Source organism: Pseudoxanthomonas sp. JBR18 (assembly GCF_028198165.1).
In the GTDB taxonomy this organism is placed as follows: domain Bacteria; phylum Pseudomonadota; class Gammaproteobacteria; order Xanthomonadales; family Xanthomonadaceae; genus Pseudoxanthomonas_A.
On the sequence record NZ_CP116339.1, the window covers coordinates 1,560,640 to 1,579,232 of the forward strand.

Consider the following 18,593-nt stretch of genomic DNA (forward strand, 5'->3'; position numbering starts at 1 on the left):
GCGCGCCGCCGCCAGGGACACATCAGGGCCCGGCGGGCCCTTCGCGCAAAAAATCCACGAACACCCGCAGCTTCGGCGGCAGGTGCTCGCGCGCCGGGTAGTAGATGTGGAAGCCGGCGAACGGCTGCTGCCAGTCCTCCAGTACGCTGACCATCCGACCGGCCGCCAGGTCGGCCTGCGCGAATTCGCTGAAGGATTGCACCAGCCCCATGCCGCCGCGCGCGGCCGCGTAAGCGACCTCGCTGTCGTTGCTGATCAGCGGCCCGTGCACCTCGACCTCGAAATCGCGTCCGTCGCCGGTGAACTCCCACGGCATCAGCCGACCACTGGTGAGCCGGTGCACGATGCAGGCGTGATGCACTAGGTCGGCCGGCGTCTGCGGCACGCCGTGACGGGCGAAGTAGTCCGGCGTGCCGACCACCACCTGGCGGTGCATCGGTCCGATCGGCAGCGCCACCATGTCGCGCGCCAGCGACTCGCCCAGGCGCACGCCGGCATCGAAGCCCTCGGCCACCAGGTCGACCATGTAGCGGTCCACGAACAGCTCCACCTGCACCTGCGGATAGCGCGCGTGGAACTCGGGCAGGCGCGGCATCACCAGGCGTTCGGCCACCAGCCGCGGCAAGGTGATGCGCAGCAGCCCGGCCGGCGTATCGCGCACGGCGTCCAGGTCTTGGAAGGCCGCATCGATCTGGTCCAGCCCCACCCGCACCTGTTCCAGGAAGCGCGCGCCGTGTTCGGTCAGGCCCACCCGGCGCGTGGTCCGGTTGAGCAGGCGCACGCCCAGCTGGCGCTCCAGCGCGCGCACGGTCTGGGACAGCGCCGATGGGCTGATGCCCAGCTCGTCGGCCGCACGGCTGAAGCTGGCATGGTGGGCGACGCGGCTGAAAGCGACGACCGCGGGGAGCGGGCTGGGCGACATTGTGAAGCTGGACTTCAAGGCAGATGCGGATTGACCCAGTTTATCCACATGGCGCCCGGGGGCGATCCTGTTCACCCCTCCCCACGCGGTGACCGCCATGTCGCTCGACCATTACCGCCTGCTGGGCCGCTCCGGCCTGCGTGTCAGCCCGCTGGCCCTGGGCACGATGACCTTCGGCCAGGACTGGGGCTGGGGCGCGGATGAAGCCGAGGCCGGCCGCATCCTCGACGCCTATCTGGAACGCGGCGGCAACTTCATCGACACCGCCAACTTCTACACCTTCGGCAGCGCCGAAACGCTGCTGGGCAAGCTGCTGCGGCACCGGCGCGAGCGCGTGGTGCTGGCGACCAAGTACAGCCTGAGCATGGACGCGGCCGACCCCAACGCCGGTGGCAACCATCGGCGCGCGATGCTGCGCGGGGTCGAGGCCAGCCTCAAGCGGCTGAACACCGATGCCCTAGACCTGCTCTACCTGCACGCCTGGGACGGCACCACGCCGGTGGAGGAAGTCATGCGCGCCTTCGATGATCTGGTGCGCGCCGGCAAAGTCATGTACGCCGGCATCTCCGACACGCCGGCCTGGCAGGTCGCGCGCATGCAGACCCTGGCCGACCTGCGTGGCTGGAGCCCGCTGGTGGCGCTGCAGGTCGAATACAGCCTGCTCCAGCGCAGCGTCGAGCACGAGCTGCTGCCGATGGCCGCAGCGCTCGGCCTGGGCGTGGTGGCCTGGTCACCGCTGGGTGGTGGCGTACTGACCGGCAAGTACGGCGCGGCCGATCTCACGCCGCCGGCCGAGGCCGGACCGACCGGCACGCGCCGCGAAGTGGCCATCGCCAACGGCGCGCTCACCCCACGTGCGCTGGACATCGCCGCGGTGGTGCGCGCGGTCGCCGCCGAGACCGGCCACAGCGCGGCACAGATCGCCCTCGCCTGGGCCCTGCAGCGGCCCGGCCCGGGCGCGATCCCCATCATCGGGGCGCGCACGCTGGCGCAGCTGGAAGACAACCTAGGCGCGTTCGAGGTCCACCTCACGCCTGCGCAATGCGCGCGCCTGGACGATGCCAGCGCATGTCCGGCGCCATTTCCGCACGACTTCCTGCGCTCGCCCCTGGTGATGCGCAACCTGTTCGGCACCGCGCGGCTGCAGCCGCGTGCCTGATTCCGATTCCACGCAAAGGAGCATCGACATGAAGACCCGCACGCTGGGCCGCAACGGCCCCACCGTCTCCGCCCTGGGCCTGGGCTGCATGGGCATGAGCCACGCTTACGGCGGCTACGACGACACCGAGTCGCTGGCCACGTTGGACCGCGCGCTGGAGCTGGGCATCAACTTCTGGGATACGGCCGACATCTACGGCCCGCATAGCAACGAGCAGCTGGTTGGCCGGGCGCTGCAGGGCCGGCGTGAGCGCGTATTCCTGGCCACCAAGTTCGGCTTCATCGCCAACAGCGGCCAGTTCGGCACCGCGCAGGGGCCGAAGGTCGACGGTTCGCCCGCGTACGTGCGCCAGGCGGTCGAAGCCAGCCTGCAGCGCCTGGGCACTGACCATATCGACCTGTACTACCTGCATCGCCTGGACCCGGCCACGCCGATCGAAGACACGGTCGGGGCGATGGCGCGCCTGGTCGAGGAGGGCAAGGTGGGCTACCTGGGACTTTCGGAAGTCTCGGCCGACACCTTGCGGCGTGCGCACGCCGTGCATCCGATCACCGCGCTGCAGAGCGAGTACTCGCTGTGGACGCGCGAGCTGGAAGGCAATGGCGTATTCGACACGGTCCGCGACCTGGGCATCGGCCTGGTGCCGTTCTCGCCGCTGGGGCGCGGCTTCCTCACCGGCGCGATCACCGCGCAGGACCAGCTCGGCGAGGGCGACTTCCGCCGCAGCAATCCGCGCTTCCAGGCCGAGGCGCTGGCCGCCAACCTGCGTCTTGCCGACACGGTCAAGGCCATCGCAGCCGACCTGGGCGCCACGCCAGCCCAGGTCGCCCTGGCCTGGGTCCTGACGCAGGGCGAGCACATCGTGCCCATCCCCGGCACCAAGCGCCGCAAGTACCTGGAGGACAACGCCGGTGCCGCCACGCTGGTGCTCGATGCCGACGCGCTGGCGCGGCTGGACGCGGTGTTCCAGCCCGATGTCGCCGGCCCGCGCTACGGCGCGACTGAGCTGGCACTGGTCGATCGCGGCCATTGAGCTGCCCTTCCCCCTTTTCGTTCCGTCAGGAGTTTCCGCATGAAGACCCGCACGCTGGGCCGCAACGGCCCCACCGTCTCCGCCCTCGGCCTGGGCTGCATGGGCATGAGCGCCTTCTATGGCGGCCGTGGAGAGGACGCTGCGTCCATCGCCGTCATCCACCGCGCGCTGGAGCGCGGGGTCACCCTGCTCGACACCGCCGACATGTACGGCCCGCACACGAACGAGGTGCTGGTCGGAAAGGCGATCGCCAACCGGCGTGACCAGGTGTTCCTGGCGACCAAGTTCGGCATCAAGCTCGACCCGGACGATCCGTCGGTGCGCGGCATCGACGGCAGCCCGGCCTATGTGCAGGCCGCCGCCGAGGCCAGCCTCAAGCGCCTGGGCGTGGATCACATCGATCTGTACTACCAGCATCGCGTCGATCCGTCCGTGCCGATCGAAGACACGGTCGGCGCGATGGCGCGCCTGGTCGAACAGGGCAAGGTGCGTTACCTGGGCCTGTCCGAGGCCGGGCCGGAGACGATCCGCCGCGCGCATGCCGTGCATCCGATCACCGCGCTGCAGACCGAATACTCGCTGTGGTCGCGCGATCCGGAGGACAACGGCGTGCTGGACACGGTGCGCGAACTGGGTATCGGCTTCGTGCCGTACTCGCCGTTGGGCCGCGGTTTCCTCACCGGCGCGATCCGCTCGGTGGAGGATTTCGACGCCGATGACTACCGTCGCCACAGCCCGCGCTTCCAGGGCGACAACTTCGCCGCCAACCTGGCGCTGGTGGACCAGGTCAACGCCATCGCCGCCGACAAGGGCTGCACGCCGGGCCAACTGGCCTTGGCGTGGGTGCTGGCCCAGGGTGAGGATCTGGTGCCAATCCCGGGCACCAAGCGCCTGCAGTACCTGGAGGAGAACCTCGACGCACTGGACGTGCATCTGAGCGCGGCAGACCTGGCCGCGATCGAAGCGGTGTTCCCCACCAACGCCGCGTCCGGCACGCGCTATCCCGAGACGATGATGTCCTCGCTGAGCCGGTGATACCGGGTGCAGGCACGCGAACGCCCCGTGCTTGCGCGCGGAGCCGCGTGTTGCCGGTTTCGCCATCGATCAGCGGCGTGATGCCTGCGGATCCGGCCCGCAGGCACACCGGGTCCGGCCGCGCCACGCGCACCATCTGGAACAATGCGATTCGCGGTGATCGCCTTGCCTCGACGTCACCGGTCGGCGCGCGGACGGACAATACGCACCGATCCGTTCGACCCACAGGAGTTACCGCGATGAAGACCCGTACCCTCGGCCGCAACGGCCCCACCGTCTCCGCCCTGGGCCTGGGCTGCATGGGCATGAGCCAGTCCTACGGCAACCGTGTGGACGATGCCAGCGCGATTGGGGTGATCCACCACGCGCTCGACCACGGCGTGACGCTGCTGGACACCTCGGACATGTACGGCCCGCACACCAACGAAGTCCTGCTGGGCAAGGCCATCGCCGGCCGGCGCGACCAGGTGTTCCTGGCGACCAAGTTCGGCTTCACCTTCGCTCCCGGCGCGACGCGCCCCAGCGGCGTCAGCGGCCGGCCCGAGTACGTCCGCGCCAGCCTGGAGGCCAGCCTCAAACGCCTGGGCACCGACCATATCGATCTGTACTACCAGCACCGCGTCGATCCGACCGTACCGATCGAGGACACCGTCGGCGAGATGGCGCGCGCGGTCGAGGCCGGCAAGGTGCGGTTCCTCGGCCTGTCCGAGGCCGCCCCGGCGACCCTGCGCCGGGCGCATGCTACCCATCCGATCACCGCACTGCAGACCGAGTACTCGCTGTGGTCCCGCGATCCGGAGGACAACGACGTGCTGGCCACCGTGCGCGAGCTGGGCATTGGCTTCGTGCCGTACTCACCGCTGGGGCGCGGTTTCCTCACCGGCGCGATCCGCTCGCCCGAAGACTTCGACAAAGACGACAACCGCCGCAACCATCCGCGCTTCCAGGGCGCCAACTTCGCCGCCAACCTGGCGCTGGTGGACAAGGTCAACGCCATCGCCCGCGACAAGGGCGTCACCCCGGGCCAGCTTGCCCTGGCCTGGGTGCTGGCGCAGGGCGAGGATCTGGTCCCGATCCCCGGCACCAAGCGCATCGCCTACCTGGACGAAAACCTGGACGCGCTGAACCTGAGGCTGGACGCGAAGGACCTGGCCGCCATCGAAGCGGTGTTCCCAACCGGCGCAGCCTCGGGCACGCGTTATCCGGAAAGCGGCATGGCGGCGTTGAACCGCTGAGTGATGGCCGCGCTTTCGGACCTCAGAGGCCGGGCAGCATGCCGCCATCCACGCGCAGGTTCATGCCCGTGATGTAGGCGGCCTTCGTGCTGGCGAGGTAGGCCACCGCGTCGGCGACCTCGTCCAGCGTTCCCACACGGCCAACCGGCACTTGGGCGAAGTGCGGCAGGGCCATGCGCTCGACCTCCTCCCACGGTGCGTCCTCCGGCACCCCGCCGTCCCGCGCGACCTCACGAAAACGCTGGTCGAGCGCCGCACTGTGAATGGTGCCGGGTGAGATTGCATTGACCGTGATGCCCTCGCTGGCAACGGCCTTGGCCAGCGAGGCGGTCATGGCATTCATCGCCAGCTTGCTGGCCGCATACTCCGGCCGCGATGGCGGCGGCATCAACGCAGCCAGGCTCGAGATGTTGATCACCCGTCCCCAGCGTGCCTGGCGCATGTCCGGCAGGATGCGCGTGATGATGCGTACGGCAGCCAGTACGTTGCGGTCGTAGGAGGCCTGCCACGTCGCGGGCTGCGTGTCTTCCCAGGTTTGCTGCACGCCACCGGAACCCCCGGCGTTGTTGACCAGGATGTCGATTCGGCCGGCCTGCCGTCGTGCCGCGCTGAGCAGTTGGTCCACCGCCGCCTCATCCGTCAGATCACCGGTGACCACATGCGCCCGGCCACCTGCCTCCACGATCCCGCGCGCGATACGTTGCGCCTGGACCGGATCGCGCCCGTGCACCACCACCGTGGCGCCTTCATGGGCAAGCGTCCCGGCAATGGCGGCGCCGATGCCCTTGCTGCTGCCCGTCACCAGGGCCACCCTTCCAGCGAGTTGTAAATCCACAGGCCTGCTCCAATGTCTTCCGCTTCGAGACGCCATGGTTGGGTGATGCAGTGGGTGGGACAAGTACGCACGAAAAAGTGCCTATCGCGAGCGCGGCCCGATCCGCCTGCCTGGGGCCAGACGGCTCGGTGGCCCATGTCACCCGGGTGATCCGCATGATCCAGGGGCGATGGAAGTTGCCGATCCTGTTCCGCCTCTATGCCGATCCATCGCTACGCACCGCGCAGCTGCTGCGCGACGTGTTAGGGGTCTCGCAAAAGATGCTGACCCAGCACCTGCGCGAACTGGAGCAGGACGGGCTGGTCGAACGCATCGACTTCAGGGAAAAGCCGCTGCGGGTCGAATACCGCATTTCGGAGACCGGCAGGCAGCTGATGCCGGTCCTTAGTGCAGCGCGGGCGTTCTCGCAGGGCTGTCTGCCCTCGCTCCAGTCAGCGAAGCGCTCTCGTAAAATAAGCACATGAACACCCCCGAAGATTCCTTGCTCGGCCGTGAGGTCGCCTATCCGTCGCAGTACGACCCTGACCTGCTGTTTCCCATTCCCCGCGCCGCGGCACGCGCCGAGATCGGACTGGAGGCCGACGCCCTGCCCTTCACTGGCCACGACCGCTGGCATGCCTACGAGCTGGCCTGGCTGGATCTGCGTGGCAAGCCGCAGGTGGCGACAGCGACGCTGACAGTGCCAGCACAGGCGCCGAACCTGATCGAGTCCAAGTCGCTCAAGCTCTACCTCAACTCACTCAATGCTGCGCGCTTTGAAGATGTCCAAGCGGTCTGCGCGCGCGTGGCCGCCGACCTGTCGGTCCGCGCCGGTGGAGAGGTCACGGTGCAGGCTGGCCTGCCGCCGTTCGGTGAGCAGCCGGGCACGCTGATCGACACCCTGGATCTGGACATCGACGATTACGGGCCGCCGAATCCAACGCACCTGGTGGCCGACGCCGGGGACGCCGCCAGCGAAACCCTGGTCTCGCACCTGCTCAAATCCAACTGTCCGGTCACCGGCCAGCCGGACTGGGGCACGGTGGTGCTGCGCTATGACGGGGCGCGCATCGACCGTGCCGGTCTGCTGCGTTACCTGGTGAGCTTCCGCGACCACGCCGGCTTCCACGAGCAGTGCGTGGAGCGCATCTTCGCCGACGTGATGACGCGCTGCGCCCCGCAGCGGCTATCGGTGGAAGCGCGCTACACGCGCCGCGGTGGCCTGGACATCAACCCGTGGCGGATCACCCCAGGCTGGGACGCGGGCATCACCGCGCCAGTACGCGAGCTGCGGCAGTAGGTTATGGGGTGGGAGCCGCCATGGCGGCGATGAGGGCTTGCCGGTAGAGCTTCATCGCCGCCGTGGCGGCTCCCACGATCGCATCAGCGCAGGGATTTCCCACTGCGCGCCATGCTGGAAAACACGCCGTCGCGGCGCACCCAGGCATGGAACAGCGCCGCGCCCAGGTGGCCCAGCACGGTGGCGAACAGCACATAGGCCAGCACCGTATGCGCCGGCCGCAGCACGGCGTACAGGTCCGCGCTGTGCGGGGCGATGGCCGGCAGGTGCACGCCGCCGCCCAGGGTGATCGGGTAGCCGCCGGCCGACAGCATCGCCCAGCCGATCAGCGGCATGGCGAACATCAACCCGTACAGCACCCAGTGCGAGGCGTGCGCGGCCAGCTTCTGGATCGTCGGCAGGTCGGCCGGCAGCGGCGGCGGTGGGCTGCGCAGGCGGTTGACTAGGCGCACGACGACCAGCAGCAGGATGGCGATGCCCAACGGCCGATGCAGGTCAAGCAGGGTCGGCCGCCACGCCAGCGAGACCACCATGCCGGCGCCAATGAACAACATGGCCAGGATCGCGGCGGCCATCAGCCAGTGCAGCGTGCGGGCCAGCGCGTCGAAGTGTCCGTGGCGGTTCATTTCGCTTCTCCTTTGGCGCCCGTGGCGTCGGGCGCCTGGCCGGTGCCGATCTCATGTTCGCGGCGGTTGAAGGACACCGAGTACACGGCCGAGCGTGCGGCCAGGATCGGGTCATCGGACGGCGCCATGCCATCGGGCAACACGGTCGGGTCGTAGTTGAGGTCGCGGCAGGGGCCGGTGTCCTGCGGCTGCATCGCATTGACGGTCAGGGTGCCGGCCACCACCTGCGGACGCGCGTCCGGCCAGGGCTGAGACGGGTCGTCGATGGCATCGCCGTCCTGGGCCAGGGTTACCACCAGATCCCACTGCTGCGGGCCCTGGGCCAGGCGCGTGGCGAACTCCTCGCTGAGGAAGTCCGCGTCGGACTGGGCGCGCTGCTCGGCGCTGAGGTCCTGGAACGGCGCATGCGGCCGCATCGACCAGCGCACTGCGCGGCGCAGTCCCTGCGCGTTGGTGAACCAGAAGCTGTCCACGCCGTTGAACTGGGTGTTCGCCCAGCTGTTGGACCACGGCGCGGACTTGGCCCAGGCGATGAACTTCTTGGCTTCCGGATACTGCTGCAGGAAGGCCGCCATCTTGGCCGGGTCCGGCTTGCCGGTGGCCGGATCGGGCCGCGAGGCCAGGTTCTGCGCCTGGAAGCCCTGCGGGGTGGCGACCACGAAGAACGGGAAGCTATTCATCGCCGTGCGCCATTCCTGGCCATCGTCGGTCTTCAGCAGCAGCGCCAGGCTACGTACGCGCGCCTGCGCATCGGCGCCATGCGGGTCGCCGCCGGCGATGGACAGGCGCCCGACCACCGGCGTACTGGGCTGAGTGAAGATGCGCGCGCGCGACAGCTGCGGCGCCTGCGCGCTGGGCTGGAAGTTGCCCGCCACGCACACGCCTTTGCTGTGGGCACGGCGGAAGCCGGGATGCGGCTTGCCGTTCTCGATGGTGTCGGTCATCTGCTGCGGGGTCAGGCCGCGCCCGCCCAGCCAGCCGCCGACCCAGGCAAAGGCGCCGGCGATGACGGCCACGATCGCGGCGATGCCCAGCAGCGCAGGCCATGCGCTGCGCCGGGCCGGGGGTGGATTGGGGGGAAGAGGCTGCGACATGCGGGTTCCTGCCGTGGGGTGGGATATGGGTATGACGCGCCTGCGTGGACATTATTCCCGCCGCTGCACACGGCCCCGCGATCCACCGGCGGGAAGCGGGCGATGGAATATCCTGAGTGCCTGCGCGTCTCACCCAGGACGCCCCCTTCGGCCCCGACGATGCCTGCCGCCCACGACCTCGATGACGCCACCCTGCGCGCGCTGATTCCGCGCCTGCGCCGCTTTGCGCGCTCGCTGGTGCATGAGCCGGCCGCGGCCGACGATCTGGTCCAGGGCACGCTCGAACGCGCGCTTACCCATGGACGCACGCGGCACACGCCCGACGCGCTGCAGAGCTGGCTGTTTTCCATCCTGTACCGGCAGTTTGTCGATGAGCACCGCCGTGGGCAGCGCTGGCGCCGGCTGGCGCAGCTGTTTGGCGGGGGCGAGGCGGACACCGCGCCGTCGGCCGAGCGCGTGGCCAGCGCGCACGCCAGCCTGGCCGCCTTCGACACCTTGCCCAGCGAGCAGCGCGCGCTGCTGCTGCTGGTCAGCGTGGAGGGCTTCAGCTATCGCGAGGTCGCCGACACGCTCGGCGTGCCGGTCGGCACGGTGATGTCGCGCCTGGCCCGCGCCCGCCAGGCCCTGCGTGCGGCCAGCGAGACCGATCCCAAGCCGGCACGTCCCACGTTGAAGGTGTTGCGATGATCCACCTGGCCCCCAGCGAAGCCGACCTGCACGCCTACGTGGACGGGCAGCTTTCGCCCGAGGCACGTGCCGATGTGGAACGCTGGCTGGCCGCGCATCCCGCGCGCGCCGCGCGCGTGGCCGACTGGAAGCGCGATGCCGAACACCTGCGTGCGCAGCAAGCCTTGCCCGAGCATTGGCCGGCCAACCCGCAGCTGGACCCGGCGCGGGTGCGCCGCCAGGTGCGCGCACGTCGACGCACCCGGCTGGGCATCGCCGCCAGCGTGCTGCTGGCGCTGGGCGTCGGCACGGGCGTGGGCTGGCAGGCCAAGCAGGCCCAGGTCGCCGCGGCGCGGTTGCCGATGGCCGATGCGGTCTCGGCCTACCGCATCTTTGCCGCCAGCGACACCGTCCCGGCGCTGGACACCGCCTCGCGCGCGCAGCTGCAGGACTGGCTGGAACGGAACTTCGGCGCTGTAGGCACGGTGCCCAACCTGCAGGCGCAGGGCTTCCACCTGGTCGGCGGGCAGCGCCTGTCCACCGAGCAGGGCGCGGCGGCGATGCTGGTCTACGCCGATGCCCAGGGCGCGCGGATCGGCGTGTATCTGCGGCCCGGCGGCTGGTTCCGCGAACCGGGACAGCGTCGTGATGGTGACCTGCTGGCCCAGTACTGGTCCCATGGCAACACCAGCTTCGCGGTGGTCAGCCCGTTCGACGATGCGCGCGCACGCAATGTTGCCTCGGTCCTGGGGCCGCGCGGCTGAAGGCTGTTCCCGTGGGAGCCGCCATGGCGGCGGTGCGACTTCCCCGGTGGAGCCTTTCGCCGCCATGGCGGCCCCCACAGGAGGCCGACGGGCTTTATGTCGCCGGGGCTGCGTTGATCTCCACGGTGACGTGGACCAGTTCCTCGTGCACCGCCAGCGCCGCGCGCACGCCCTGGGGCGACAGCGGCACGCTGCTGACTAGGCTGACGATCACCGCGTACTGACCACGCCCGACGCGCCAGACGTGCAGATCGCTCAGGGCGGTGGGCTGCGGCAGCGCGGCGACCACTTGGCGTACCTCGGCCACGACGGGGGCGTCCATCTCCGCATCGAGCAGCACCCGCCCGGTGCTGCGCAGCAGGCCGATCGCCCACACCGTCACCAGCACCGCGCCGACGATGCCCATCACCGGGTCCAGCCACACCACGCCAAACAGGCGGCCAGCCAGCAGGGCCACGATGGCCAGGACCGAAGTCGCCGCGTCGGCCAACACATGCAGGTAAGCCGCACGCAGGTTCAGATCGGCGTGGTGGTCGTGCTCGTCGTGGGCGTGGTCATGCCAAGGGTGGTCATGGTGGGGATGTGCATGGCCGTGATCGTGCCCGTGGTGGTGATGGTGGTGGTCGTCTTTCAGCCACCACGCGCAGACCAGGTTCACCGCCAGTCCGACCACGGCCAACACGATGGCCTGGTCGTAGTGGATCGGCAGTGGCGCCACCAGGCGCTGGGCCGACTGCCACGCCATCAGCAGCGCCACGCACAGCAGCAGCACGGCGCTGGTGTAGCCGCCGAGGATCTCGATCTTCCACGTGCCGAAGGCAAAACGCCTGTCGCGCGCATAGCGACGCGCCGCCGCATAGGCCAGCAGCGACAGGCCCAGCGCCAGCGCGTGCGAGCTCATGTGCCAGCCATCGGCCAGCAGCGCCATGGAGTTGAACACCCAGCCGCCGACGATCTCCACCACCATCATCACCGCGGTCAGGATCACCGCGCGGCGGGTGTTGCGCTCCGCGGCGCTGTTGCCGGTGACGTACTGGTGGTCGTGGCGGTGGGCGGCGAGCGCGGCGTCGAGGGACATGGGGACCGGGAGGCGGGTGTAGGATACCCCCCCATGGTATGCGGAGCGGCCGCGCGATGTCCCACCTGATCCACGATGCGCCGCGCCTGTCGCCGCGCGTCAAACGCCTCAAGGGCCAAGTCGCCGCGCTGGAGCGCGCGCTCGCCGGCGAGCCGGAATGCCTGGCCGTGCTGACTCAGATCGCCGCGATCCGTGGCGCGGCGCAGAGCCTGTTGCTGGAAGTGCTCGAGGGCCACATGCAGTCCCATGTCGCCGACGAGCAGCACGCCGCCACGCGCCGCGAAGAGGTGGCGGCGGTGAACAAGCTGCTGCGCTCGTATCTCAAATAGCGGGACACCGGAAAGCAGCGTTGTCGGCATCGACGCGTGGGCACAGGCATCCTGTCGGCCTCCCCTGCGTTCGTGGATCCACGCGTGACCGACCTGCACTTCTATCGCCCTGCCGAAGGCCACCGCCTGGCGCACGACCCGTTCAAGGCCATCGTCGCGCCGCGCCCGATCGGCTGGATCGGCTCGGTCTCGCCCGACGGCGTGCGCAACCTGGCGCCCTACAGCTTCTTCGGCGCGTTCGGCGATACCCCGCCGCTGATCGGCTTCAGCAGTTCGGGCTGGAAGGACAGCGTGCGCAATATCGAGGCCACCGGGGTCTTCACCTGGAACCTGGCCACTGCCGCGCAGGCCACGCAAATGAACCAGAGCTCAGCGCCCTACCCGGCCCAGGTCGACGAGTTCGAACGCAGCGGCCTGCAGGCCTTGGACGGGCAGGTGGTCGACGCCCCGTTCGTGGCCGGCACGCCAGCGGCCTTCGAGTGCCGCCTGACCCAGCTGCTGCAGCTCACCGATGCACGTGGCCAGGCCCTGGAGCAGTGGCTGGTGCTGGGCGAAGTGGTCGGCGTGCACATCGACCCGCGCTACCTGGTCGACGGCGTGTACGACACCGCGGCGGCCGCGCCGATTCTGCGCGCCGGCGGCCCGGGCGCTTATGCGCGCATCGGCCCGGAGGCGATGTTCGACATGCGCCGGCCTCCTTCCGCATGAGTGCGCGCCCCGACCTGCTGCTGTTGCCCGGCCTGCTCAACGATGGCGAACTGTGGCGCGACCAGCTCGAGGCGTTGGCCGACATCGCCGACTGCCAGGTCGGCGACCTGACCGGTGCGGACACCCTGGGCGAGGTCGCCGAACAGGTTCTGGATGCCGCGCCGCCCGTGTTCGCCCTGGCCGGGTTCTCGCTGGGCGGCTATGTGGCCCAGGAGATCCTGCGTCAGGCGCCGCAGCGCGTGACGCGCCTGGCCCTGCTGGATACCTCGTACAAAGCCGACACGCCGGCGCGGGCGCAGCAGCGGCGCGCGCAGGAGGCCGCCGTGCGCAAGGGCGCCTTCCACGGCTTTGGCGACAGCCTCATGCGCGCGTACACCGATCCGGTGCACCACGGCGATACCGCCTTGATGCACCGCATCCGGGCCATGACCCAGCGCCTGGGCGCCGAGGTGTTCCTGCGCCAGAGCGGCTTGGAGCGCCGCGACGGCAGCGCGGTGTTGCGGGCCTTCGACCGGCCCGCCCTGGTGCTGGTGGGCGAGCACGACGGCATCACCCCGCCAGCCGTGCACGAACAGATGGTCGCCCTGCTGCCCGACGCCACGCTGGTCCGCATCCCGCAGTCCGGGCATCTCAGCCCGATGGAGCAGCCCGGGGCGGTCAGCACGGCGCTGCGCGACTGGCTCCTGCGCTAGCCACGCCGGCTCAGGTCCCGGGGACGGCGGCGAACGCCTGTCCGGTGATCGGGTCGCACGCCGGGTCCGGCACCGCGGCGATGACCGCCCGCACGTCGACACCGGGCACGTCGAGGTGCAGGTCCCATCGCTGGCCGGGTGGATACGCTCCCACCGCGCAGAAATCGCGCGTGGCCTGCAGGCTCCGATGTAGGGTGCCAGCGGGCAGCAGAAGCGCATCGCCCGGCCCCACGCGCAGCTCGATGCCCTCCGGGCCGCCCAGCTGCAGCAGTGCCTGGCCGGCGAACACACCCAGCGCCTCGTGCGCGTTGGCGTGATAGTGCTGCTGGCGGTACAGCCCCGAGCGCCACTGCGGACACCAGCCGTGGGCGATGAAACGCGCCTCGAAGCCGGCCGCATCCAGCGGCTCACCACCTTCGTCCAGCACGCCGCGATACAGGCGCACGGGCAGCCGTAAGTGGTCCGGCATCGGCACCGGCAGGAATTCGATCTGCATGCGGCAAGGCCTTCGATCGTCGAGGAAGGGGCCGCTCAGTCCAACGGCATGTCGGTCTCGATCCAGCGGGTGACCGAATCGTGGCGTGGCGCCCAACCCAGTTCCTCCCGCGCCCGCTTGGCGCGGACCCGCGCATTGGAGCCGAACAACGCAAGCGCCTGGTCATGGCCCCACTCGGCAGCCGCCTGTTCGAGCGTCCAGGGCTGCACCGGCCCCAGGTCCAGCCGATTGGCCAAGGCGCCGCCGATCTGGGCGAAGGAGGCCTCGCCGTTCTCCGCGAAATAGAACGCGCCGTTCGGGCCGTGTTCCAACGCCAGCAGGTAGAGCTCGGCCAGGTCGTCCACGTGCACGTTGGACCAGCGGTTGGCCCCTGCGCCCAGCACATGGACCATGCCATCGCGCTGGGCCGGCTTGAGCAGGCCGGGGATCTGGGTGCTGTGACGCTCCAGGCCACGCCCCTCGCCGTAGACCATGGCGTTGCACAGCACGATGCCGCGCAGGCCGCTGTCACCGCCGGCGAGTACGGCCTGGTCCAGCGCGCGGCGTGCCTGTCTGCCCGGCGCGACCGGCAGCGGGTCGTCCTCGTCGAAGATCCGCGCATCGCCGGCCTGGCCGCGTGCGTCGTCGGCGATCACGCCGATGCCGCTGGTATGGATGAGGGTCTTGCCGGTGTCCTGCAGCGCGGCGAGCAGGGCGGTGATGGCCGGGCGATGGTCGCTGCTGGCGGCATTGATCACCGCGTCGGCGCGGCGCGCCTCGCGGGCGAGGATTTCGCCGTCGTCCAGGGTGCCCAGCACCGGGGTGATCCCCGCCGCGCCGAGCCGCTCGGCCAGATCCGAGCGCCGGACCAGGCCACGGACCCGATGCCCGGCCGCCAGCAGCCGCTCGGCGACGGTGCCGCCGATATAGCCGGTGGCGCCGGCGATGAAAATGTTCATGTGCACTCCCATTGCAATGATCGGCCGCGTCCTGGCGGCAACCCGCACGGGTGCGACGCACGACGGGCGGCGGCCCGAGCTTCAAGCTTGGCCGCTCGTGCGTGATCGCGATGCGCAGGCGCGACCTGACCGGGAGCGCCCGGCCAGGTCGTGATCAGTCAGCCCTTGGGAGGCGGCAACAGCTCAAACTGCGCCGGTGTGCCGCTTGCCGAGCACTGGCTGACCCACAGGTCGAACATCCCCGGCTCGGCACCAAAGCTCAAATCCGCGCCGGTGAACGCCAGCAGGCTGCGGTCCAGGGTGAAGCTGACCTCGGCCGATTCGCCCGGCTGCAGGGCCACCTTGGAGAAACCCTTCAGTTCGCGCACCGGGCGGACCCGGCTGGCGACCTTGTCGTGCACGTACAGCTGCACCACGGTCTCGCCGGCGACCTGCCCGGTGTTGGTGACCGTGGCGGTGACGGTGAGCGTGTCGTTCCAGCCCAGCGTGGCGGTGGAAAGCCGCGGTGGGCCGTAGGCGAAAGTGGTGTAGGACAGGCCATGCCCGAACGGGTACAGCGCATCGGCGGTGATCTCGCGCCAGCGCGACTTGTATTCGGTCACGCCGGGCAGCTCGGGGCGGCCGGTGCGCGGGCGGTTGTAGAACAGCGGCTGCTGGCCCGAGTCCTGCGGAAAGCTCACCGGCAGCCGGCCGGCGGGGTTGTAGTCGCCGAACAGCACGTCGGCCACGCCATGTCCGGTCTGGCTGCCCAGGTACCAGGTCACCGCGATTGCCGCCGCCTCGCGCACCGCACCAGACAGCGCCAGCGCGCGGCCGTTGCGCAGCAGCACCACCAGCGGCTTGCCCGTGGCGGCCAGGGCCTCGGCCAGGGCCTGATGGGCCGGCGGCACGACGATCTGGGTGCGCGACTGGGCCTCGCCGCTGTAGCGCTGCGGCTCGCCGATGGCCAACACCACCACGTCGCTGGCCTGGGCCGCGGCCACAGCGGCCTCGATGCCGCCCTCGATGGGTGCTTCCAGTCCGCAGCCATCCTCGACCAGGAGCGAGGCCTGGTCACCCAGGGCGGCACGGACCCCGGCCTCCAGGGTGACGTAGCGCGACTTGTCGCCGAACAGCGTCCAGCAGCCCTCGATATTGTCGGTATCGCGCGCGAACGGCCCGACCAGGGCGATCTTCTGCCCGGTCTTCTTCAACGGCAGCACAGCGCCTTCGTTCTTCAGCAGCACGATGGAGCGGCGCGCGGCCTCACGACTGAGGGCCTCATGGGCCGGCAGGTGCGAGGTATCGGCCTCGCGCGCCGGGTCGAGCGAGCGGTATGGGTTGTCCAGCAGGCCGATGCGCTCCTTCACATGCAGGACCCGGCGCACGCCCTCGTCCAGCTGCGCCATCGACACCTCGCCGGTCTCTACCAGCTCGCCCAGGTGCTTCTCGTAGAAGCCGCTCTGCATGGACATGTCCAGGCCGGCGGTGAAGGCCTTGCGGGTGGCGTCGCGGTCGTCGGCGGCGTAGCCGTGGGCCACCAGCTCCATGTCGGCGGTGTAGTCGCTGACCACCAGGCCCGGAAACTGCCAGGCACCGCGCAGCAGATCGGTCATCAGCCAGCGGTTGGCGCTGGCCGGCACGCCGTTGATGTCGTTGAAGGCGCTCATCACGGTGATCGCACCGGCATCGAGCGCCGCCTTGAACGGCGGCAGATGGACATCGCGCAGGGTCTGCACGGAGATGTCCACGGTGTTGTATTCCATGCCGCCCGCCACCGCGCCGTAGGCGGCGAAATGCTTGGGCGTGGCCAGCAGGCAATCCTCGGCCTCCAGCCCGGCCTCGCCCTGGAATCCCTGGACACGCGCGGCGGCGAAGGCGCAGCCCAGCACCACGTCCTCGCCGGCGCCCTCGGCACCGCGGCCCCAGCGCTGGTCGCGGGCGATGTCCACGGCCGGCGCGAAGGTCCAGTGGATGCCCGCGGCCGTGGCCTCGACGGCGGTGGCGCGCGCTGTGCGGCGGGCGAGGTCCGGCTCGAAGCTGGCCGCCTCGCCCAGCGGGATCGGGAACACCGTGCGCATGCCGTGGATCACGTCCGACCCCAGCAGCAGCGGGATGCCCAGGCGCGACTCTTCCACCGCGATGCGCTGGGCCTCGCGGCCCAGGGCCGCGCCCACGCCGTTGAACAGCGCGCCGATGCGGCCGGCCCGGATCCCCTCGCGCACCTCGGCCACGCCCTGGGCGTTGGCCTCGGGATTCACATCCGGTGCGAACGGGCGCAGGGCATCGGCAAAGATGCCGAGCTGACCGACTTTTTCCTCGACCGTCATCTGTGCGATGAGGGTTTCAATCCGTTCCGAGTTTGACATCCCATCCCGCCGTGAAAACGTTTACATACATTCTAAGCCACGCTCCGTCGATGCCAAGCCCCGTGGGCTGGCAAGCATGGAAATCTGAACTGCTCCGCCTCGTCTGTCGAGCCCGGCGGGCGTGTTCAGTGAAGCTGGCCAGGATTGTCGGGATCGGTGGCGGGCGGGTCGCCGGCCTGGATCGGAGCGGGTCGCTCCTGCGCGCCGGGTGGCAGGCGCGGCAGTTCGCCCGGGTCGGACGGTGTCGGTTCGGTGCGGGGTGTGGGCATGGCGACCTCCATCGCCGCCCATGCACGGCCGGACGGCCGCAGGCACTCTCGCGCGCGCCGGGTAAGCGCGCGGTGGAGGCCGCGCGCCCTGGATCATGACGGGACATCAACCCGCGCTGGCCTGGTCCAAAGCCTGGAGTTGGTCGGCAGTGAGCTGCAGGGCGGCCGCCTTCATGATGTCCTGCAGCTGCTCGACGTTGCTGGCGCTGGCAATCGGGGCGGTGACCGAATCGCGCGCCATCAGCCAGGCTAGTGCGACCTGGGCCAGGGTGGCCCGCTGCGCGGCCGCCACCTCGTCCAGGGCGGCCAGGATCGCCTTGCCGCGCGGGTTGAGATAGCGCTTGACGACCTGCGCGCCGCGCGCGGCGCTCTTGGCGGCGTCGCTTTCCTGTCGGTACTTGCCGCTGAGAAAGCCGCTGGCCAGCGCGTAATAGCTGATGACCGCGATGTTTTCGGCCTTCACCAGCGGCTCCAGTTCGTCCTCGTAGCCGGCGCGATCGTAGAGGTTGTACTCCGGCTGCAGGCTCTCGTAGCGCGGCAAACCCTGCTCCTGGGAAACCTTGAACGCTTCGGCCAGGCGTTCGGCGCTGTAGTTGGAGGCACCGATGGCGCGCACCTTTCCCTTCTGGATCAACCTGGAGAATGCGCCCAGGGTCGCCTCGAGTGGGATGGAGGTGTCGTCCTCATGGGCCTGGTAGAGATCGATGTAATCGGTCTGCAGGCGACGCAGGGAATCGTCGACCGCTGCCTCGATATTGTCCGGCGATAGGCCCGGACGCTCCCCCCACTTGGCCACCTTGGTCGCCAGCACCACCTGGTCGCGCTTGCCGCTGGTCTTGAGCCACTGGCCGATCAGTGCTTCGGATTCACCCCCTCGATTGCCCGGCACCCAGGCGGGATACACATCGGCGGTGTCGATCAGGTTGAAGCCGCCCTCGACGAAGGCATCGAGCAGCTTGCCGGCGCCGGCCGCGTCCTTGACGCTCCAGCCGAACACATTGCCGCCGAGGGCCAGAGGCGCCACGGTGATGCCAGAGGCGCCCAGGGGACGCTGGATAGGCTTGGACATGAAGGATCTCCTTGCAAC

The 18,593-nt window shown here is 69.9% G+C and carries 20 protein-coding genes and 1 pseudogene; 11 read left to right on the top strand and 10 right to left on the bottom strand.

What is annotated here, in order from left to right; translation table 11 throughout:
* Nucleotides 1-22 precede the first annotated feature (22 nt).
* Nucleotides 23-922 (bottom strand): LysR family transcriptional regulator, encoded by a 900-nt coding sequence (locus tag PJ250_RS07075; protein ID WP_271647879.1) that lies wholly within the window; start codon nt 920-922, stop codon nt 23-25.
* A 97-nt stretch (nt 923-1,019) separates the two neighbouring features.
* On the opposite strand from PJ250_RS07075, the gene PJ250_RS07080 reads away from it, so the two are divergent.
* The 4 genes from PJ250_RS07080 to PJ250_RS07095 all read left to right on the top strand — a co-directional run bounded on the left by PJ250_RS07080 (nt 1,020) and on the right by PJ250_RS07095 (nt 5,384).
* Nucleotides 1,020-2,081, top strand: a complete 1,062-nt coding sequence (locus PJ250_RS07080; protein ID WP_271647880.1) for an aldo/keto reductase — start codon at nt 1,020-1,022, stop codon at nt 2,079-2,081.
* A 28-nt stretch (nt 2,082-2,109) separates the two neighbouring features.
* Entirely contained in the window at nt 2,110-3,114 is a 1,005-nt protein-coding gene (locus PJ250_RS07085) for an aldo/keto reductase (RefSeq protein ID WP_271647881.1), read from the top strand.
* Nucleotides 3,115-3,153: 39 nt separating this feature from the next.
* On the top strand, nt 3,154-4,149 hold the full coding sequence (locus tag PJ250_RS07090; protein WP_271647882.1) for an aldo/keto reductase: 996 nt from the start codon (nt 3,154-3,156) through the stop codon (nt 4,147-4,149).
* Between the two features lie 239 nt (nt 4,150-4,388).
* The gene (locus PJ250_RS07095) at nt 4,389-5,384 is read left to right on the top strand and encodes an aldo/keto reductase (RefSeq protein ID WP_271647883.1); all 996 of its coding nucleotides are present in this window, start codon (nt 4,389-4,391) and stop codon (nt 5,382-5,384) included.
* A gap of 22 nt (nt 5,385-5,406) precedes the next feature.
* On the opposite strand, the gene PJ250_RS07100 is transcribed toward PJ250_RS07095, so the two are convergent.
* Nucleotides 5,407-6,219 carry an SDR family NAD(P)-dependent oxidoreductase gene (locus PJ250_RS07100; protein WP_271647884.1) on the bottom strand — a complete coding sequence of 271 codons (813 nt, stop codon included), beginning with the start codon at nt 6,217-6,219 and terminating at the stop codon, nt 5,407-5,409.
* 128 nt (nt 6,220-6,347) lie between these two features.
* On the opposite strand from PJ250_RS07100, the gene PJ250_RS07105 reads away from it, so the two are divergent.
* Both PJ250_RS07105 and queF read left to right on the top strand, forming a co-directional pair.
* Nucleotides 6,348-6,683, top strand: coding sequence for a winged helix-turn-helix transcriptional regulator (locus tag PJ250_RS07105; RefSeq protein WP_271647885.1), 336 nt, complete (start codon nt 6,348-6,350; stop codon nt 6,681-6,683).
* Complete coding sequence (gene queF / locus PJ250_RS07110; protein ID WP_271647886.1) at nt 6,680-7,498, top strand: NADPH-dependent 7-cyano-7-deazaguanine reductase QueF; 819 nt, start codon at nt 6,680-6,682, stop codon at nt 7,496-7,498. Before PJ250_RS07105 ends, queF begins: the two co-directional genes overlap by 4 nt.
* An 83-nt stretch (nt 7,499-7,581) precedes the next feature.
* On the opposite strand, the gene PJ250_RS07115 is transcribed toward queF, so the two are convergent.
* Together PJ250_RS07115 and PJ250_RS07120 are read right to left on the bottom strand one after the other, a co-directional pair.
* A complete protein-coding gene (locus PJ250_RS07115; RefSeq protein ID WP_271647887.1) occupies nt 7,582-8,124 on the bottom strand; it encodes a cytochrome b in 543 nt (180 codons plus the stop codon).
* On the bottom strand, nt 8,121-9,218 hold the full coding sequence (locus PJ250_RS07120; protein WP_271647888.1) for a catalase family peroxidase: 1,098 nt from the start codon (nt 9,216-9,218) through the stop codon (nt 8,121-8,123). The genes PJ250_RS07115 and PJ250_RS07120 overlap by 4 nt, the downstream gene beginning before the upstream one ends.
* Before the next feature lie 159 nt (nt 9,219-9,377).
* Here PJ250_RS07120 and PJ250_RS07125 point away from each other — a divergent pair, with 159 nt between their 5' ends.
* Both PJ250_RS07125 and PJ250_RS07130 read left to right on the top strand, forming a co-directional pair.
* The gene (locus PJ250_RS07125; RefSeq protein ID WP_271648563.1) at nt 9,378-9,905 is read left to right on the top strand and encodes an RNA polymerase sigma factor; all 528 of its coding nucleotides are present in this window, start codon (nt 9,378-9,380) and stop codon (nt 9,903-9,905) included.
* Nucleotides 9,902-10,648 (top strand): anti-sigma factor family protein, encoded by a 747-nt coding sequence (locus PJ250_RS07130; RefSeq protein WP_271647889.1) that lies wholly within the window; start codon nt 9,902-9,904, stop codon nt 10,646-10,648. The genes PJ250_RS07125 and PJ250_RS07130 overlap by 4 nt, the downstream gene beginning before the upstream one ends.
* A gap of 94 nt (nt 10,649-10,742) precedes the next feature.
* Here the strand turns inward: PJ250_RS07130 and dmeF are convergent, their stop codons facing one another.
* A complete protein-coding gene (gene dmeF / locus PJ250_RS07135) occupies nt 10,743-11,726 on the bottom strand; it encodes a CDF family Co(II)/Ni(II) efflux transporter DmeF (RefSeq protein ID WP_271647890.1) in 984 nt (327 codons plus the stop codon).
* Nucleotides 11,727-11,782: 56 nt separating this feature from the next.
* On the opposite strand from dmeF, the gene PJ250_RS07140 reads away from it, so the two are divergent.
* The 3 genes and pseudogenes from PJ250_RS07140 to PJ250_RS07150 all read left to right on the top strand — a co-directional run bounded on the left by PJ250_RS07140 (nt 11,783) and on the right by PJ250_RS07150 (nt 13,455).
* Nucleotides 11,783-12,055: a metal/formaldehyde-sensitive transcriptional repressor gene (locus tag PJ250_RS07140; RefSeq protein ID WP_271647891.1), complete on the top strand. Its 273-nt coding sequence runs from the start codon at nt 11,783-11,785 to the stop codon at nt 12,053-12,055.
* A gap of 84 nt (nt 12,056-12,139) precedes the next feature.
* Nucleotides 12,140-12,622, top strand: a pseudogene (locus PJ250_RS07145) (flavin reductase family protein); the annotation flags it as partial.
* Nucleotides 12,592-13,455, top strand: coding sequence for an alpha/beta fold hydrolase (locus PJ250_RS07150; RefSeq protein WP_333909506.1), 864 nt, complete (start codon nt 12,592-12,594; stop codon nt 13,453-13,455). The pseudogene PJ250_RS07145 and the gene PJ250_RS07150, both read left to right, overlap by 31 nt.
* A 10-nt stretch (nt 13,456-13,465) precedes the next feature.
* Here PJ250_RS07150 and PJ250_RS07155 read toward each other — a convergent pair whose 3' ends face one another.
* The 5 genes from PJ250_RS07155 to PJ250_RS07175 form a co-directional block, all read right to left on the bottom strand.
* Entirely contained in the window at nt 13,466-13,951 is a 486-nt protein-coding gene (locus PJ250_RS07155; protein WP_271647894.1) for a cupin, read from the bottom strand.
* A 35-nt stretch (nt 13,952-13,986) separates the two neighbouring features.
* On the bottom strand, nt 13,987-14,889 hold the full coding sequence (locus PJ250_RS07160; RefSeq protein ID WP_271647895.1) for an NAD-dependent epimerase/dehydratase family protein: 903 nt from the start codon (nt 14,887-14,889) through the stop codon (nt 13,987-13,989).
* A gap of 158 nt (nt 14,890-15,047) precedes the next feature.
* Nucleotides 15,048-17,237: a glycoside hydrolase family 3 N-terminal domain-containing protein gene (locus PJ250_RS07165; RefSeq protein ID WP_271647896.1), complete on the bottom strand. Its 2,190-nt coding sequence runs from the start codon at nt 17,235-17,237 to the stop codon at nt 15,048-15,050.
* A gap of 125 nt (nt 17,238-17,362) precedes the next feature.
* Nucleotides 17,363-17,506 carry a hypothetical protein gene (locus tag PJ250_RS07170; protein WP_271647897.1) on the bottom strand — a complete coding sequence of 48 codons (144 nt, stop codon included), beginning with the start codon at nt 17,504-17,506 and terminating at the stop codon, nt 17,363-17,365.
* A gap of 106 nt (nt 17,507-17,612) precedes the next feature.
* Nucleotides 17,613-18,575 (bottom strand): aldo/keto reductase, encoded by a 963-nt coding sequence (locus PJ250_RS07175; protein ID WP_271647898.1) that lies wholly within the window; start codon nt 18,573-18,575, stop codon nt 17,613-17,615.
* Between the last annotated feature and the right edge of the window lie 18 nt (nt 18,576-18,593).